This is a genomic window from Luteimonas sp. A482 (assembly GCF_054072655.1).
The window spans coordinates 150177-165413 of sequence record NZ_JBSVRO010000002.1 but is presented as its reverse complement, the minus strand read 5'-3'; the positions used below and the strand labels follow the sequence as shown (position 1 = coordinate 165413).

Genomic DNA, 15237 nt, shown 5'->3' with positions numbered 1-15237 from the left:
AACAACCATGGGTCGCGTCATGCGCAACCCATCTGCCGCGCAATATCAGGCCAAAGGACACGAGATCCTCCCGTATCGAAAGACTCTCGACAGGGGAACGGTGACCGAACCAAGAGAATCATTCTCACCCTCGGCAGCCTTGAACCACGCCACACTGACAGCCCATGGCGCCCAACCTACGCAGGTCTTCTCTTGGCCAGATGGAAGAGGCAGGCGCCTATGATCGCCATTGCGATAGGCTTGATGATGGTTGCCAAAGACACGACCTGCCCTTTCCAGAAGGACTCATATGCTGCGTCGAAGGCGAAATACGACGCCAGCAAGATGAACCCCAGTGCCAGAACACGATAAGCACCCGATGATTTCACGCCTACCCCCAAGGTGATAGCGCCCTTGGCGGACCAAGGGCGCTCGCTGTCTCTTGACGAAAAGGTCAATAGGCCAGCTGGTACGCCCACGTCTGAGGCGGAGATGTCAGGAAGTTCCAGGCAGATTCCACTGCGTTGGCTGCTTCAGCGACAGCAGACCCCACTGCATTGCCGACATCGTGGGCCAAAGATCCACCGTCAACGAGTTCGATTTCGTTCAATTCAAGAGTTCTCATCATCTTCTCCTTGGCGATCCTAGTTGCGCGCTTCGCTGTAGCCTTCGGCAAAGCCTTGGCCGAACTCATATGCGATGTTCGCCGCCTCGTAGAGCAGCACGGCAGCCGCAAGAATTGCCAAAGGGCCCGCTCCGCCCTGAACGGATTCGATCTCGTTACGTTGCAGATCACGCATACATTTCTCCATTTTATGAGTGCCATCCCGGCACCCTTGGGATCCGGGAATCCTCCCGGAAAACTGGTCGTTCCCTGTCAGATCAACCCACTTGCGACACGGAAATCATCATTTCCGATACAGCCGGTGCCTGCGTCAGCCTGGGGGCTTGTCTGGCCGTCATCGCCCGGACTCGTCACGGCACCGCTGACGATTTCTGTCTCCTCTACGGCCAGGGTGCGTCCGAGCACGCGTTCGCCATTCTTCTCTTCTGCCATCTCTCGATCCCCTGCGGTCACGGAATCTCCACACTCTGAAAGGGCCGCTGCCCCGGCGCCCTGTCGTCATAGATCAACAGGCCCGAGAACTGGCCGTTGTCCAGATCCCAGGAGCTGACCGGGTTGTGGTAGTTGTCCCAGCCACCGGTGACCTTGTCCTGCTCGGCCACCGCGAGCGACCTGCCCAGGATCCGCTGCTGCGGACCTGCCTCATTGCGCTTTTCCAATTCACACCTCATGTGTTGATGGGTTGGACGTCTTTTCCACTACCGACCGACGGCCGATATCGCCCCTGTCATAGAGCGACACGTCGTCGGCCATCACGACCTGGAATTCTTCCGAGGCCAGGACATCGGCCAGGGCGGCATTGCGACCACCCCCGGCAGATCTGAATCGCGGATCGCGCGACTCGAGAAAGTCGCAGAACAGGGACATCACCGGGAGGTCCGGACACCACAATTCGAGGAAGGCGAACTGGCCGACGGGGTTCACCTCGAGGAAGATCCAGTGACCGGCTTCATCGACGATGAAATCGAAGGCGCCTGCCACGATCCCCAGCTCGCGCATCATCGCCAGGCACAGGTCCGACACGCTCGCAGGCAGGTCGATGCGTTCGGCGTTCGGACTGCACGTGGTCTGGTGGCGGCGCCAGTCGTACTCGCCGTACTCCATCGCGTTCGAGTCGATCTTCACTGCGATACAGGTGTCGCCGAAGAACTGCGCACGCACCTCGAAGCTCTTCTTCACCAGCGCCTGGTAGATGCCCGGGCAGGCGCGCAGCAGCTCGTCGGACGGCAGATCCTCCGGCGACACGGGCGTGGTGTACGTGCCGTGCACCTTGCCTTCGACCAGCCAGGACGCGCCCCGCATCGGCTTGTAGACGACGCGGTGACCGGCCACGAAGTCCCGCACATCGGACGGCACGTTGGAGATCAGCGTCGCCGGGATCGTCAGCCCCAGCGTCCTTGCCAGGCGCAACTGCAGGACCTTGTTGCTCGCGGTGTCCTGCGAAGCGATCGGGTTCACCCAGAACGCATCGCGCGGCGCAAATGCGAAGCCCCGATAGAGCTCGCTGCACTCGTTGTATGCATATTCCCGGTCGGAGTCGTGCACCAGCGACGGCACGCGGATCGGGCGCGGCCTCCGGTACCACACGGCGGTCACCTCAGCGACATCGACCACCCCGTCCTGCCGTGCCCACCGCAGGGACGTTTCACCCTCCATGCCGGCGCGGAACGAGATCGTTTCCCGCTCGGGGAACGCCATGCCGATGCAGCGCGCAACGGCGTGTCCACGCGCACGCAGCATGCAGGCCGCCGCGATGGCATGAAGGTCGCATGGCTCGGTATGGATCAGGATCATCGGAGACTGTCTGGTCAAGGAAACATGGATGCCGAGGCTGCGCTTGCAGGTCCGTCGCGCAAAGTCGCCGCGCCGCAGGGCGCCACCGCAGGGGCAATGCCGGCGGCAGCCACCGGCATTGCAATCAGAGCCGGCCACCGGTCAGCGTTGCAGAATCCGGCCTTCACGTTCGAGCATGTCGCGCAGTTGCTCGATCATTCGCTCCGTCTCGCTGCTCGGCCATGACGGAATAGAGCCCGGCGGCAACGATGGCATCACGCCGCCGCTGACGGCTTCCATTTCCATGCTGTTCAACTCACGCATCTGTTTCTCCTTTGCCTGCCGCCGTGCGGCGTCTTGTTCCGGAACCTTGCCTGCCCCGGCTCGCCGGTCAGGCGCCCACTCGGCCCTTGAGCGAATACAGGGGTTCGAAGATCCATTCGATCAGGCGGCGCCGCTCACCCATGATGTCGGCGTCGACCAACATGCCCGGCTTCAACGCCTCGTCATTGCCGTATGCAGTCACGGCCTGCCGCGCCAGCGTGACCGTGATGCGGTAGAGCGGCTCGCTGGCCTGCGCGTTGCCCAGCAGCGCACCGAGTTCGCCCGAGTTCAAGGCGCTGCGACTGATCCGCGCGACTTCACCTTCGTGATGCCCGAACTTCTGGTACGGATAGGCCTGGTAGCGCAGCAGCACGCGGTCTCCCGGCTCGATGAAACCGATCGCCCGGCTCGGGACAAGCAGCTCGGCCTCGAGACCCTCGTCGCCCGGTAGCACGCTGAGCAGGCTCTGGCCGGCCTGCACCGCCTGCCCCTGCTTGACCAGCTGCGACGAGACCACGCCATCGACGGGCGCGGTCACCGCCAGCGCGCCGCGTGTCTGCGTCTCGAGCTGCTCCTGCTCAAGCAGAGCGAGGTCGCGCACATGGCCGGCCTCGTTCGCGCGTGTCTGGCCGGGCAGCTCGCGCAGCGCATGCTGCAGCTGGGCGATGGTGCGGCGCGCACTGATGGCTTGCCGCTCGAGGCCTTGCATCTCGCCGCGCCACGACAGCGCGTTCGATTCCTGCTGGTTGATCTGCAGCAGGCTCACGTAGCGCTCGTCCTCGAGCTGCCGCAGGCGCTGCAGGGTCTCGTCGGCGATGCGGATCTGTTCGCGGCGCGTGTCGATCTCGGCCTCGATCTGTGTCAACTCACTGCGTGCCACCGCAAGTTGCGCGCGGAACCCGGATGCCTGCACGCCAAGCAGTTCGCGCTGCGCGTCCTGCCCGTCGGCCAGGCCTTCGAGACGACGCTCAAGGCGCTGTTCGAGCGCCGCGAGGGTGTCGCCGCCGGCGACGGTCGCACGCGGCACGGTGACGACCGCCAGCCGCTGACCCTCGCGCACCCTGGTGCCCTCTGCCACGTCCAGTGTCGATACGACGCCGGTCGACGGCGCGAGCACGCTTGCAAGTCCCTTGGCCGACACCAGCTGGCCCGTCACCGTCGAGCGGCGCGTGTACGTGCCAAGCGTCAGGAACAGCGCAACCACCAGGCCGGATACGACCGCAGCGAGAGTCAGCATCCACAGCCGTGTCGGCTGCGCCAGCGAAATTCCCCCGAGCCAACCTGCGCGCTTGGCATCAAGCGCTTCCTTCCGGAACAAGTCCCCCGACATCCAAGCCCATCCCCCTATGACTGAGCCAACAGTCGCCGCCGGGTATGACGAAGGCAAGCACCGGCACAGGCGCGTCGATGTCAGCATCGCTGACGCAGGAGGGTTGCGATGCGCGATTGCGCGGATGCTGCGCAAGGCTGTCAGCGCAACGCGGCAACTTGCGTCAATTTCGATGACCCGTCAGACGTGGTGGCGGCCTTCACACGAAAGACGAAGCAACGGAGCAAGGGGCGAACCGACACTCGCCAGCGACGGCTGCGAGCGCAACCAGGTTCGAGCGGTTGCGCCAGTATTGGTGAACAGTCAACATTGATGACGTTCGGCGGAGAGTCGAGCGTTCTTCAGGGAACTGTTATGGACACGACAGGGGAGTTGCCGCGGGATGAGGCTGTGCACCAGGATCCGGACCGCGCGACGTCGCGCCACTCTTTCACAGGCCGAACTGGCCAACAGCCTGGGCGTTAGCCGGACGGCGGTCGCCAACTGGGAGAGCGACAAGGTGCGCTCCTGTCCCTCGGGCGAGCGGATCGCGGAGATCGCGGTGCTGGCCGGCGTGTCGTGGGAATGGCTGGCCACCGGCCGCGGCCCTGCGGCGGTGTCGACGGAGGCGGTGCCCGCGGTGGACGCGGATTTCGTCGACTGTCCGATCGAGCGGACGCTGCTGGCCGGGTTCCGCGCCGGCAACGAACCGATCCGGCGTGCGCTGTTGACCATCGCCGAGGCCCAGCTGCCATCCCGCGGCAGGCCATAGGACCACCGGCAGCTGCCCGGGGGTCTGCGTGAACCAGGTGCCCGCGCTATGCTGGGCGACACTGCCGACAAGCCTCGCAAGGGAGCGTTCATGAGCGCGATCAACGGTGAATCCGACCGCCCCATCGACCGCTGGTTCGACAGCTATTCGGGCGACCACCGCAACCACGCCAACCAGTGGATCCACGTGTTCGCGGTGCCGCTGATCCTGTGGAGCGTGATCGCGCTGCTGTGGTGCATCCCGGTGCCGGCCGAAAGCGGGTTCCGCTCCGGGCTGTGGGCAGGGCTGGCCTGCTTCGCTGCCTGGATGTTCTATTTCCGCGCCTCGCGCCCGATCGGCTTCGGCATGCTCGCGGTGTTCGTGGCGATGCTGTGGCTGAGCTTCTGGATCGAGCGCATGCAGGGCACCCGCTTTCTGCTGTGGCTGGCGGTGGGCGTGTTCGTGGTGGCGTGGATCGCGCAGTTCGTCGGCCACAGCAAGCTGCTGGAAGGCAGGAAGCCGAGCTTCTTCACCGACCTGCGCTACCTGCTGATCGGCCCGGCCTGGGTGCTGTCGAAGCTGTATCGCCGGCTCGGCCTGCGCTGGTGACCCCATGACCGCCGGCGCCGGTCTGCGCGGGCGCGACCTGGCGCTGGCGCTGCTGATCTGCCTGTGCTGGGCGTTCAATTTCCTGACCTCGGCGCACGCGCTGCAGGAGATTCCGCCATTCCTGTTCACCGCGCTGCGCATGGCCATCGTGGTGCTGTTGCTGGGCGCGTTCATGCGTCCGCCGCCGCGCTCGCAGTGGCCGCGGCTGGCCGGGATCGCGCTGTTCACAGGCGTACTGCACTTCGGTACCAGCTTCCTGGCGCTCAAGCTGGCCGGCAACCTGTCATCGCCCGCCATCGTCACCCAGACCTATGTGCCGATGGCGATGCTGCTGGCGTGGTGGTGGCTGGGGGAGCGTTTCGCCTGGCGCACGGCGCTGGGCATCACCCTGAGTTTTGCCGGGGTGCTGGTGCTGGGCTTCGATCCGATGGTGCTCGACCAGCCGCTGGCGCTGGTGGTGATGCTGTTCTCGTCGCTGATGGTGGCGATCGGCACGGTGCTGATGCGGCGACTGAGCGGCGTGGGCGTGGTCGACCAGCAGGGCTGGACCGCGGCGCTGAGCCTGCTGCCGCTGCTGGCGATCAGCGCGGTGTTCGAGCCGGACGGGTTCGCGGCGCTGCGCGAGGCCACGTGGGTGGGCTGGGGTGGCGCGCTGTACGCGGCGGTGTTTGCGTCCGTGCTCGGGCACGGGCTGTTTTTCTGGCTGGTGCAGCGCCATCCGGTGGCGCAGGTGACGCCCTACCTGCTGCTCACCCCGGTGTTCGCGGTGCTGCTGGGCATCGTGTTCTGGGGCGATCGGCCGGGGCCTGCGCTGTGGATCGGCGGGGCGATGGTGCTGGGCGGGGTATTGGTGATCGCCATCCGCACCCTGCAAAAGGCGCGGCCGCCGGTGGCCGAAGTCACGCCGGAGGTGTGAACATCGCGGCGGTCGGGGCGAAGGCGCGCGGCGCGTAGCCGAAGTCGCGCCGTGCCGGGCCGTCATCGAAGGCCAGGTCCTCGCGCATCCGCGCCAGCGCCGCATCGCCGAAGCCCGACGCCATCCCGGCCAGCCGCGCCGGCGCCAGCAGCATGCGGAACAGCGGCGGCGGCAGGGTCCACAGGCGCGGCCGCTCCGGCAGCGAGGCCAGCACCCGCGCCACCATGTCGCGATAGGCCATGGTTTCGCCGCCGGGCAGGGCGTAGGCGTGGCCGTGCGTGGTCGCGACGTCGAGGCAGGCGATGGCGGCGGCGGCAAGATCGTCCACGTGCACCGGCTGGCGCAGCCCGCAGGCATCGCGCGGCAGGGCGAAGCCGTGCAGGCGGCGGGCGAGCGCGGCGATCCGGGTGAGGGTGGCATCGCGGCCGGCGCCGTAGACCAGGGTCGGGCGCAGCACGGTGGCGTGCGCGTCGCGGGCCGCGGCGGCCGCGAACAGGGTCTCCTCCGCCGCACGCAGCCGTGCCGCCACGTCGCGTTCGGCGGCGTCGGCCGAGTCGCGCTTGACCTCGACGCTGGTGGAACCGAATGCGATCACGCGCCTGCAGTCGGGCGCGACCCGCGCCAACCACTGTGCAAAACCATCGAGCGGTCCGCAGCTGAGGATCACGTCGACCGCCGGCGGCAGCGGGCCCGTTGCCGCCAGCTCGCCCACCTGCCAGCGCACGCCGGGAAGCGCGGGTTGCGCCTCCCGCGACAGTGCCAGCACCACCCAGCCTGCTTCTGACAATCGCCTCAGCAGCGGCCGGCCGATCTGGCCGCTGCCGCCGAAGACCAGCGCCACCGGCGGGCGCGCGGCGCCGGCTTCCGGGAATTGCGATGCATGCGGGGCATGGTCGGCCATGCGGGAAGGATACGGCCCGAATGCAGCGGAGGTCGGCAACGCGACCCCGGCCGCAGCAGCGGTCACGGCCGGATGTACGCTCGCCGCCGCCGCGGCGCCCGCGCGCGCCGGTCAGCGGCCGACGGCCGCGAACCGTCGGTTAAACTCGGCGGCCGACCCGCGGCGCCAGGCCGTGCGGTCCTCCCGCTTTCACCGGACCCTGGATGCTGCTGTTCCTCCTCGCCCTGCCTTTTGCGGCGGCGCTGGCCATTGCCCTGGCCCGCGGCGCCTCGCGCCGGACCGTCGCCTGGCTGGCGGCGGCCGCACCGCTGCTGGGCCTGGGCGTGCTGGCCTGGCTGACGCCGACGGTGATGGATGGTGCGCCCCTGCAGTCGAGTCTGGGCTGGCTGCCGGAGGGCGGGCTGGCGCTGTCGCTGCACCTGGACGGCCTGGCCTGGATGTTCGCCGGCCTGGTGCTGGGCATTGGCGCGCTGATCGTGCTGTACGCGCACTACTACCTGGCCGAGGAGGACAGCGCCTCGCGCTTCTTCGGTTACCTGATGCTGTTCATGGGCGCCATGCTGGGCGTGGTGCTGGCGCACAACATGCTGCTGCTGGTGGTGTTCTGGGAGCTGACCAGCATCAGCTCGTTCCTGCTGATCGGCTTCTGGACCGGCCGCCAGGATGCCCGCCAGGGCGCGCGCATGGCGCTGACCATCACCGGCATGGGCGGGCTCGCGCTGCTGGGCGGCGTGCTGCTGATCGGCCGGGTCACCGGCAGCTACGAGCTGGACGTGGTGCTGGCCTCGGGCGATGCGATCCGCGCCAGCACGCTGTACCCGGCGATCCTGGCGCTGGTGCTGGCCGGCGTGTTCACCAAGAGCGCGCAGTTCCCGCTGCACTTCTGGCTGCCGCAGGCGATGGCGGCGCCGACGCCGGTGTCGGCCTACCTGCACTCGGCGACGATGGTGAAGGCCGGCGTGTTCCTGCTGGCACGGCTGCATCCGGCGCTGGCCGGCACCGACCTGTTCTTCTACGTGGTCTCGAGCGTCGGCGCGATCACCCTGCTGGTCGGCGCCTGGTACGCGATCTTCCAGCATGACCTCAAGGGCCTGCTGGCGTATTCCACCATCTCGCACCTGGGCCTGATCACCCTGCTGTTCGGCCTGTCCACGCCGATGGCGGTGGTGGCCGGCGTGTTCCACATCATCAACCACGCCACGTTCAAGGCCTCGCTGTTCATGGCCGCGGGCATCATCGACCACGAATGCGGCACCCGCGACCTGCGCCGGCTGGGCAACCTGCGCAGGTACATGCCGTATACCGCGGCCCTTGCGATCGTGGCCTCGCTGGCGATGGCGGGCATCCCGCTGCTCAACGGCTTCCTGTCCAAGGAGATGTTCTTCGCCGAGGCATTGCAGGCCGGCGAGCGCAATATCTTCCGCATCGCGATCAGCATCGCCGCACTGCTGTACGGCGTGTTCGGCGTGGCCTACAGCCTGCGCTTCGTGCACGACGCCTTCTTCGGGCGCGGCCCGCGTGCGCTGCCGCTGGAGCCCCACGAACCGCCGGTGTGGATGCAGGTGCCAGTCGCGATCCTGGTGGCGCTGTGCCTGGCGGTCGGCATCCTGCCCGCGCTGGTGATCGGACCGGTGTTGAAGACCGCCGTGGCCGGCACGCTCGGCACGGCCGCGCCGGAGTTCTCGCTGGCGGTGTGGCACGGCTGGAACCTGCCGCTGGCGATGAGCATCGCCGGTGTACTGGGCGGCCTGCTGTTCTACTTCGCGCTGCGCCGGCTGTTCACGGTGCACGACGCACTGCTGCGCACCTGGGGGCGGCACCTGTACCACGTCAATGTCGAGAAGCTGTTCAACGCCGCCTGGCGCTTCACCGGGCGGGTGGCGGCCGGCGGCATCCGCCGCAGCCTGTTCTGGATGATCGTGGTGGTGCTGGTGGTCGGCGCGACGCCCTTCGTCGGCAAGGAGGCCGCGCTGTTGGTCGACCTGCCCGGGCCGCAGCCGATGCCGTTGCTGGGCTGGATCCTGTGGGCGGTGCTGGTGGTTTCGACCCTGGCCATCGTGTCCTGGCACGGCAAGCGCCTGACCGCGCTGATCGTGATCGGCGCGGTCGGCCTGATGGTCAGCGTCGCCTTCGCGATGCTGTCGGCGCCCGATCTGGCACTCACCCAGCTGCTGGTGGAGATGGTGACCGTCGGGCTGATGATGATGGCGCTCAACTACCTGCCCAAGCAGTCGAAGCAGGCGCGCACGCCGTTCCGGCGCTGGCGCGATGCGCTGATCTCGGCGGTGGCCGGCATCGGCTGCGCGGGGCTGGCCTACGCGATGCTGGTCCGCGATCCGGGCGACACGGTCTCGGCCGAGATGCTGGCCCGCGCGCTGCCGGAAGCCTACGGCTCCAACGTGGTCAACGTGATCCTGGTCGACTTCCGCGGCTTCGATACCTTCGGCGAGATCACCGTGTTCGCGGTGGCCGCGCTGGTGGTGCACGCGATGCTGCGCTGGGCGCGACTGCGGCCGGACGAAATCATGCCCGGCCCGCCGGTGCAGCTGCCGATCCCGGCCGATCTCACCCAGCTGCTGTTCCCGCTGGCGCTCACCGTGTCGATCTATCTGTTCCTGCGCGGCCACAACGCGCCCGGCGGCGGCTTCATCGCCGGCCTGGCGATCGCGGTGCCGGTGCTGATCAAGTACGTGCTGCAGGGCGCGCGCGCGGTCGAGTCGACCTTCGGCTTCGACTACGTGCGCGGCATCTCGCTGGGCCTGCTGCTGGCCGCGGCCGGGGGGCTGGGCTCGCTGCTGTTCGGGCTGCCGTTCCTGACCAGCGGCCACATCGAACCGGTGCTGCCGCTGATCGGCAAGCTGCCGCTGGCCAGCGCGCTGGTGTTCGACACCGGCGTGTACGTGGTGGTGTTTGCCGGCGCGCTGCTGATCCTTTCGACGATGGGCACGGTGCGGCGGCGCACCCTGGCGGCCGAGGAGGCAGGCTGATGGAATTCGCGATGGCCAGCGCTATCGGCGTGCTGGTCGCGTCCGGGGTGTACCTGCTGCTGCGGGCCCGCACCTTCGACGTGATCCTGGGGCTGACCCTGCTGTCGTATGCCACCAACCTGCTGATCTTCTCGGCCGGGCGGCTGGTGACCGGCAAGCCGCCGGTGCTGCGGGCGGCGGTCGAGGCGATCCCCGAGTACTACACCGACCCGCTGCCGCAGGCGCTGGTGCTGACCGCGATCGTGATTGCCTTCGCGATGACCGCGGTGGTGGTGGTGGTGGCGATGCGCAACCACGCCGACCTGCGCAGCGACCACGTCGACGGACGCGAGCCGGAACAGGCGCCGCCTCCGGGCGATGCCGACGGCGAGCGGAGCCGCCGCGCATGATGCAGCACCTGGTCCTGGCGCCGATCCTGCTGCCGCTGGTCTCGGGCGCGATCCTGCTGCTGTTCGAGCGCCGCCACGACGTGCGCGTGCTGCGCACCGGCGCGTGGGTCGGCATGGCGCTGCTGCTGGCGGCGTCGCTGGCGCTGCTGGCGCAGGCCGACGAAGGCCGCATCCAGGTCTACCTGATGGGCGACTGGCCCGCGCGGCTGGGCATCGTGCTGATGCTCGACCGGCTCAGCGCGCTGATGGTGCTCACCACCACGCTGCTGGCAATCCCGGCGCTGATGTACGCCTGCGCCGGCTGGGACCGGCGCGCCCTGCACTTCCACGCGCTGTTCCAGATCCAGCTGGCCGGGCTCAACGGCGCGTTCCTGACCGGCGACATCTTCAACCTGTTCGTGTTCTTCGAGGTGATGCTGATCGCCTCCTACGGTCTGCTGCTGTCGGGCGCGCGCGGCGAGCGCATTGCCGCGGGCATGCACTACGCGGTGTTCAACATCGCCGCATCGACCCTGTTCCTGATCGCGCTGGGCCTGATCTACGGCCTGCTGGGTACGCTCAACATGGCCGAGCTGGCGGTGCGCGTGGCTGAAGTCGCGCCCGAGGACGCGGCGCTGGTGCGGGTCGCGCTGGGCCTGCTGCTGGTGGTGTTCTGCGCCAAGGCCGCACTGCTGCCGATGTACCTGTGGCTGCCCGACGCCTACGCGCGCGCGCCGGCGGCGGTGGCCGCGCTGTTCGTGATCATGACCAAGGTCGGCCTGTACGCGCTGCTGCGCGTGAGCTCGCTGATGTTCGGCGAGGGCACCGGCCCGCTGGCCGGGTTCGGGCAGGAACCACTGCTGGTGCTGGGCATGGCGACGATGCTGCTCGGCAGCCTTGGCGTGGTCGGCGCGCTGCGCCTGCGCATCGGCGCTGCCTACCTGGTGCTGATGTCGTCGGGCACGCTGTTCGTGGCGTTCTCGCTGGCGCAACCGGGCACGATCGCAGCCGGCCTGTACTACCTGCCGCACAGCTGCTTCGCGGCGGCGGCGATGTTCCTGATCGCGCACATCGTGCAGCGCGAGCGCGGCCGCGCAGGCGATCGCGTGCTGCCCACCGCGCCGCCGATGCCGCGCCTGACCGGATTGCTGTACATGGTGGCCGCACTGTCGCTGATCGGCCTGCCGCCGCTGTCGGGCTTCATCGGCAAGTTCATGATGCTGGGCGCGGTGCCGGCCGACGAGACGGGCTGGGTCTACACGACGGTGCTGGGCAGCAGCCTGCTGGCGCTGATCGGGCTCAGCCGCACCGGCACGCGCCTGTTCTGGCGCACCGGCGAGGACGAGCCCGCGCGCCCCGCCGCGCCGTCCGACATGCCCAAGGTGGGCGCGCTGGAGATCGGTGCGACCGTGCTGCTGCTGGGCTATGGCGTGGTGATGGGGCTGGCGCCGGCGCCGGTCATGCGCTACACCACGGCCGCGGCCGAGCAGCTGCTGTCGCCGGCCGACTACGTGCGCGAAGTGCGCGCCACCACGCCGCAGGTGCGCGCGCCATGAGGAGCCGGAGATGCTGAGCCGCATATTCCCGTCGATCCCGCAGAGCGTCACCGTGTTCGCGTTCTGGTGGCTGATGGCCGAGCGCACCAGCGCGGGCACGCTGCTGATGGCGGCCATCCTGGCGTGGCTGATGCCGCAGATCGCCGCGCGCCTGGAGCGCGAGTTCGCACGCATGGGCGAGGCCTGGATCCTGATCCCGCTTGGCCTGCAGCTGCTGTGGGACGTGCTGGTGGCCAACGTCACGGTGGCCCGACAGGTGTTGGGGCCGGAGGCGCGGCTGAAGCCGGGCTTCATCTGGATCCCGCTGGAGCTGACCAACATCCACGGCATCTCCGCCCTGACTAGCGTGATCACGCTGACGCCGGGCACGCTGACCGCCGCACTCTCCAACGACCGCAAGCACCTGCTGGTGCACTGCCTGCACGTGGAGGACCCGCAGCAGATGATCGACGAGATCAAGCAACGCTACGAAGCGCCACTGCGCCGGATCTTCCCATGATCGACCTGATGAACATGGTGATCGGCGGCGGCATGGTCGTGGTGGGCCTGGCGATGCTGCTGGCGCTGTGGCGGCTGGTGCGCGGGCCGACCGCGCCCGACCGCATCCTCGCGCTGGACACGCTGTACGTGGCCACCATCGCCGAGGTGGTGCTGCTGGGCATGCTCGACGAGACCGAGGTCTACTTCGAGATCGCGTTGATCATCGCGATGCTCGGCTTCTTCGGCACCGTGGTGCTGAGCAAGTACGTGATCCGCCGGGACATCGTCGAATGAGGCTCACGATCGACATCCTGACCCTGGTGCTGCTGGGCGTGGGCTGCTTCTTCGTGTTCCTGGGCAGCTTCGCCCTGGTCAAGCTGACCAGCTTCTTCCACCGCATCCACGGCCCGACCAAGGCCAGCACCCTGGGCGTGGGCTGCATCCTGGCCGCCTCGGTGCTGCATCGTTCGATACACGGCACCGGCCTGCATCCACGCGAACTGCTGATCACGGTGTTCCTGTTCCTGACCGCGCCGGTGGCCGCGCACCTGATGTCGCGCGCGGCGCTGTCGCTGATGGACAAGCGCCCCGAGGCGCCGTCGACCAGCACCGAGCCCGAGGGCCACATCCGCGACGATGCCGACGAACGCGCCGAGCAGAAGGCGCGCGAGCTGGAGGAAGGCCGCGACGACGGCTGAGGGCGTACCGGCCCGGTAACGCAGGTCACGCGTGTCTCCGGCCGCCTCGTCCCTGCCTGTCATTTCGACCGCAGGGAGAAATCTGTTTTCCACCCGGGACGTCAGGCAGTGCTCGTGCTGCCAGATCGCCATGCAACCGCCCGAGATTGACCGGCTTCGCCGTTGTAAAGCGCCTCTCCCTTCGGTCGAAATGACAAAAGTAGCGGTCGACGACGACGCGTGCTTCAGGCGCCCAGCCCAGCGCCTCAGGTCATCGCCAGTTCGAACCCCACCCACGCCGCGAACGCCAGCAGCAACACCGCGCCCTCGGCGCGGCTGACCTGCAGGGTGCCGCGCAGCATGGGCAGCAGCAGCGCGGCGAACACCAGCGCCGCCGGCAGCTCGAAACGCAGGAACGAGGCCGGCACGGGCACGTCGCGCACCAGGGCCATACCGCCGACCACGAGCAGCAGGTTGACCAGGCTCGAGCCGATCACGTGGCCGGCGACGAGGTCGCCCTGGCCGCGTCGCGCCGCCGCGATCGCGGCAGCCACTTCGGGCAGCGCCGTGCCGATCGCGACCGGCAGCAGGCCGACCAGCAGCGAGTCCATGCCCAGCAGCGGACGCATGTCCAGCGCGCCCTGCACCACCCACTTCGCGCCGAACCACAGCAGGGCGATCGCGATCACCAGGCGCACCAGGTTGAACGCAGGCGGCGTGCGCGTTTCGGCGAAGCCGGCGAATTCGGCGCGCAGCTCGGGCTGGCGCCGGCCGAAGTACCAGGCAAAACCCAGCACCGCCACGAACGCGGCGACCAGCACCGCCCCATCCAGGCGCGTGAGGTAGCCGTCCTGGCCCAGCAGGATCGTCGCCAGGGTTGCCACCACCAGGCACACCAGCGGCGAGGGCAGCGCCTTCCAGCGGATCACCAGCGGCGCGCACAGCGCGGCCGCGCCCAGGGTCAATCCGAAGTTGACGATGTTGCTGCCGATCGCATTGCCCAGCGCGAGCGCGTGGTCGCCAATGGCCATCGCGCGCAGGTTGACCGCGAGCTCCGGCACCGAAGTCGCGAAGGCCACCAGCAGCAGCCCCGTGGTGAACGGCGAGATGCCCGTGCGCCGCGCCAGGCCGAGCGAGGCCTTGACCAGCGAATCGCCACCCAGCGCCAGCAGGGCGATGCCTGCCGCGAAGTAGAACAGCGCACCGGCCATCGTCACGTCCCCCGCCTGCGAAGTGCCGCGATTATGCCGGAGCCGCGGTTACGGTCACGAACAGCCTTCGACATAGTCCACCTGCGGCGGCACGCCTACGCGCCACTCGTCCACGCGACCGGCGGCATCGAGTTCCAGCACGAGCACGCCGTCGCCGCCGTCGGGCGCGGACACGCGCAGCACCTTGCCCTCGGGGTCGTACTTGTGGGGCTGCTCCTCCACGCGCCCCTCGTACAGCGCGCGCACCTCGTCGCCGCTCATGCCGAGCTTGGCGCCACCGGGCGCGGTGACGCCGGCGTCGCGCACGTCCACGCGCACGAAGCGGTCGCCCTCGATCATGAAGGCGGTACGGTAACCCTCGCTGCCGAGCGGCTGCGGGATCAGGTAGTGGCAGCCGCCGGGCTCGGCCGGTTGCGCATCGCCAAGGTCGCCGCCCCAGGCCTGGCGCACGGCTTCGGCGCTGGCGCCGAACTGCGCCGGGCCGAAGCCGGCGAATCCGATCGTGCCTTCGGCCGGTGCGTCGACGCGCAGCGAGCCGGAGGCCTGGCCGCCTGCGGATGCGGGCAAGCCGCTCGACGCGTCAGCGGGCGCCGACGGCGCAGGTGCCGGTATGGCGTCGACGGTGGGCGGAGCGGTGTCGGCATCGTCGCGCTGGCTGCCGCAGGCGACAAGTGCCGCCACGGCAAGAGCCAGCAAGGGGGCCTGCAGGCGCATGGAACCTCCGGGATCGGTGCGGAGGCGCGAGCATGTCATGGGGGGCGTGAGCGCGAC

At 68.6% G+C, this 15237-nt stretch carries 19 protein-coding genes; 9 read left to right on the top strand and 10 right to left on the bottom strand.

Annotated elements, in window-relative coordinates; genetic code table 11:
• Nucleotides 1-433: 433 nt before the first annotated feature.
• The 7 genes from ACW5DW_RS09380 to ACW5DW_RS09350 form a co-directional block, all read right to left on the bottom strand.
• Nucleotides 434-604: a hypothetical protein gene (locus ACW5DW_RS09380; RefSeq protein ID WP_457018567.1), complete on the bottom strand. Its 171-nt coding sequence runs from the start codon at nt 602-604 to the stop codon at nt 434-436.
• Nucleotides 605-623: 19 nt separating this feature from the next.
• Nucleotides 624-779: a class IIb bacteriocin, lactobin A/cerein 7B family gene (locus ACW5DW_RS09375; RefSeq protein ID WP_457018566.1), complete on the bottom strand. Its 156-nt coding sequence runs from the start codon at nt 777-779 to the stop codon at nt 624-626.
• A gap of 77 nt (nt 780-856) precedes the next feature.
• Complete coding sequence (locus tag ACW5DW_RS09370; RefSeq protein WP_457018565.1) at nt 857-1036, bottom strand: hypothetical protein; 180 nt, start codon at nt 1034-1036, stop codon at nt 857-859.
• Between the two features lie 17 nt (nt 1037-1053).
• The gene (locus ACW5DW_RS09365) at nt 1054-1263 is read right to left on the bottom strand and encodes a hypothetical protein (protein ID WP_457018564.1); all 210 of its coding nucleotides are present in this window, start codon (nt 1261-1263) and stop codon (nt 1054-1056) included.
• A gap of 1 nt (nt 1264) precedes the next feature.
• Entirely contained in the window at nt 1265-2398 is a 1134-nt protein-coding gene (locus ACW5DW_RS09360; protein WP_457018563.1) for an MvdC/MvdD family ATP grasp protein, read from the bottom strand.
• A 141-nt stretch (nt 2399-2539) separates the two neighbouring features.
• Entirely contained in the window at nt 2540-2701 is a 162-nt protein-coding gene (locus tag ACW5DW_RS09355; RefSeq protein WP_457018562.1) for a hypothetical protein, read from the bottom strand.
• 67 nt (nt 2702-2768) lie between these two features.
• Complete coding sequence (locus ACW5DW_RS09350) at nt 2769-4031, bottom strand: HlyD family secretion protein (protein WP_457018561.1); 1263 nt, start codon at nt 4029-4031, stop codon at nt 2769-2771.
• A 382-nt stretch (nt 4032-4413) separates the two neighbouring features.
• Between ACW5DW_RS09350 and ACW5DW_RS09345 the strand changes: the two genes are divergently transcribed.
• The 3 genes from ACW5DW_RS09345 (at nt 4414) to ACW5DW_RS09335 (ending at nt 6286) form a co-directional block, all read left to right on the top strand.
• The gene (locus ACW5DW_RS09345; RefSeq protein WP_457018560.1) at nt 4414-4782 is read left to right on the top strand and encodes a helix-turn-helix transcriptional regulator; all 369 of its coding nucleotides are present in this window, start codon (nt 4414-4416) and stop codon (nt 4780-4782) included.
• Nucleotides 4783-4872: 90 nt separating this feature from the next.
• Nucleotides 4873-5370, top strand: coding sequence for an Mpo1 family 2-hydroxy fatty acid dioxygenase (locus tag ACW5DW_RS09340; protein WP_457018559.1), 498 nt, complete (start codon nt 4873-4875; stop codon nt 5368-5370).
• A gap of 4 nt (nt 5371-5374) precedes the next feature.
• The gene (locus ACW5DW_RS09335; RefSeq protein WP_457018558.1) at nt 5375-6286 is read left to right on the top strand and encodes a DMT family transporter; all 912 of its coding nucleotides are present in this window, start codon (nt 5375-5377) and stop codon (nt 6284-6286) included.
• Here ACW5DW_RS09335 and ACW5DW_RS09330 read toward each other — a convergent pair.
• Complete coding sequence (locus tag ACW5DW_RS09330; RefSeq protein WP_457018557.1) at nt 6270-7187, bottom strand: NAD-dependent epimerase/dehydratase family protein; 918 nt, start codon at nt 7185-7187, stop codon at nt 6270-6272. The two genes, ACW5DW_RS09335 and ACW5DW_RS09330, sit on opposite strands and share 17 nt — an antisense overlap.
• Nucleotides 7188-7390: 203 nt before the next feature.
• Between ACW5DW_RS09330 and ACW5DW_RS09325 the strand changes: the two genes are divergently transcribed.
• Genes ACW5DW_RS09325 through mnhG form a run of 6 tightly spaced genes read left to right on the top strand, consistent with a single transcriptional unit; the run spans nt 7391 to nt 13276 of the window.
• Entirely contained in the window at nt 7391-10174 is a 2784-nt protein-coding gene (locus ACW5DW_RS09325; RefSeq protein WP_457018556.1) for a monovalent cation/H+ antiporter subunit A, read from the top strand.
• Nucleotides 10174-10563: a Na+/H+ antiporter subunit C gene (locus tag ACW5DW_RS09320; RefSeq protein WP_457018555.1), complete on the top strand. Its 390-nt coding sequence runs from the start codon at nt 10174-10176 to the stop codon at nt 10561-10563. Before ACW5DW_RS09325 ends, ACW5DW_RS09320 begins: the two co-directional genes overlap by 1 nt.
• On the top strand, nt 10563-12098 hold the full coding sequence (locus ACW5DW_RS09315) for a monovalent cation/H+ antiporter subunit D (RefSeq protein WP_457018554.1): 1536 nt from the start codon (nt 10563-10565) through the stop codon (nt 12096-12098). The genes ACW5DW_RS09320 and ACW5DW_RS09315 overlap by 1 nt, the downstream gene beginning before the upstream one ends.
• Nucleotides 12099-12108: 10 nt before the next feature.
• On the top strand, nt 12109-12597 hold the full coding sequence (locus tag ACW5DW_RS09310; RefSeq protein WP_457018553.1) for a Na+/H+ antiporter subunit E: 489 nt from the start codon (nt 12109-12111) through the stop codon (nt 12595-12597).
• The gene (locus ACW5DW_RS09305) at nt 12594-12872 is read left to right on the top strand and encodes a K+/H+ antiporter subunit F (protein WP_457018552.1); all 279 of its coding nucleotides are present in this window, start codon (nt 12594-12596) and stop codon (nt 12870-12872) included. The genes ACW5DW_RS09310 and ACW5DW_RS09305 overlap by 4 nt, the downstream gene beginning before the upstream one ends.
• Complete coding sequence (gene mnhG, locus ACW5DW_RS09300; RefSeq protein WP_457018551.1) at nt 12869-13276, top strand: monovalent cation/H(+) antiporter subunit G; 408 nt, start codon at nt 12869-12871, stop codon at nt 13274-13276. Before ACW5DW_RS09305 ends, mnhG begins: the two co-directional genes overlap by 4 nt.
• 245 nt (nt 13277-13521) lie before the next feature.
• Here the strand turns inward: mnhG and ACW5DW_RS09295 are convergent, their stop codons facing one another.
• Both ACW5DW_RS09295 and ACW5DW_RS09290 read right to left on the bottom strand, forming a co-directional pair.
• The gene (locus tag ACW5DW_RS09295; RefSeq protein ID WP_457018855.1) at nt 13522-14466 is read right to left on the bottom strand and encodes a sodium:calcium antiporter; all 945 of its coding nucleotides are present in this window, start codon (nt 14464-14466) and stop codon (nt 13522-13524) included.
• A gap of 54 nt (nt 14467-14520) precedes the next feature.
• Nucleotides 14521-15180: a hypothetical protein gene (locus ACW5DW_RS09290; RefSeq protein ID WP_457018550.1), complete on the bottom strand. Its 660-nt coding sequence runs from the start codon at nt 15178-15180 to the stop codon at nt 14521-14523.
• Nucleotides 15181-15237 lie beyond the last annotated feature (57 nt).

Coding starts and splice junctions, on each gene's coding strand:
- ACW5DW_RS09380 (WP_457018567.1), bottom strand. CDS start 604: ATGAGAACTCTTGAATTGAACGAAATCGAACTCGTTGACGGTGGATCT.
- ACW5DW_RS09375 (WP_457018566.1), bottom strand. CDS start 779: ATGCGTGATCTGCAACGTAACGAGATCGAATCCGTTCAGGGCGGAGCG.
- ACW5DW_RS09370 (WP_457018565.1), bottom strand. CDS start 1,036: ATGGCAGAAGAGAAGAATGGCGAACGCGTGCTCGGACGCACCCTGGCC.
- ACW5DW_RS09360 (WP_457018563.1), bottom strand. CDS start 2,398: ATGATCCTGATCCATACCGAGCCATGCGACCTTCATGCCATCGCGGCG.
- ACW5DW_RS09355 (WP_457018562.1), bottom strand. CDS start 2,701: ATGCGTGAGTTGAACAGCATGGAAATGGAAGCCGTCAGCGGCGGCGTG.
- ACW5DW_RS09350 (WP_457018561.1), bottom strand. CDS start 4,031: ATGTCGGGGGACTTGTTCCGGAAGGAAGCGCTTGATGCCAAGCGCGCA.
- ACW5DW_RS09345 (WP_457018560.1), top strand. CDS start 4,414: ATGAGGCTGTGCACCAGGATCCGGACCGCGCGACGTCGCGCCACTCTT.
- ACW5DW_RS09340 (WP_457018559.1), top strand. CDS start 4,873: ATGAGCGCGATCAACGGTGAATCCGACCGCCCCATCGACCGCTGGTTC.
- ACW5DW_RS09335 (WP_457018558.1), top strand. CDS start 5,375: ATGACCGCCGGCGCCGGTCTGCGCGGGCGCGACCTGGCGCTGGCGCTG.
- ACW5DW_RS09330 (WP_457018557.1), bottom strand. CDS start 7,187: ATGGCCGACCATGCCCCGCATGCATCGCAATTCCCGGAAGCCGGCGCC.
- ACW5DW_RS09325 (WP_457018556.1), top strand. CDS start 7,391: ATGCTGCTGTTCCTCCTCGCCCTGCCTTTTGCGGCGGCGCTGGCCATT.
- ACW5DW_RS09320 (WP_457018555.1), top strand. CDS start 10,174: ATGGAATTCGCGATGGCCAGCGCTATCGGCGTGCTGGTCGCGTCCGGG.
- ACW5DW_RS09315 (WP_457018554.1), top strand. CDS start 10,563: ATGCAGCACCTGGTCCTGGCGCCGATCCTGCTGCCGCTGGTCTCGGGC.
- ACW5DW_RS09310 (WP_457018553.1), top strand. CDS start 12,109: ATGCTGAGCCGCATATTCCCGTCGATCCCGCAGAGCGTCACCGTGTTC.
- ACW5DW_RS09305 (WP_457018552.1), top strand. CDS start 12,594: ATGATCGACCTGATGAACATGGTGATCGGCGGCGGCATGGTCGTGGTG.
- mnhG (WP_457018551.1), top strand. CDS start 12,869: ATGAGGCTCACGATCGACATCCTGACCCTGGTGCTGCTGGGCGTGGGC.
- ACW5DW_RS09295 (WP_457018855.1), bottom strand. CDS start 14,466: ATGGCCGGTGCGCTGTTCTACTTCGCGGCAGGCATCGCCCTGCTGGCG.
- ACW5DW_RS09290 (WP_457018550.1), bottom strand. CDS start 15,180: ATGCGCCTGCAGGCCCCCTTGCTGGCTCTTGCCGTGGCGGCACTTGTC.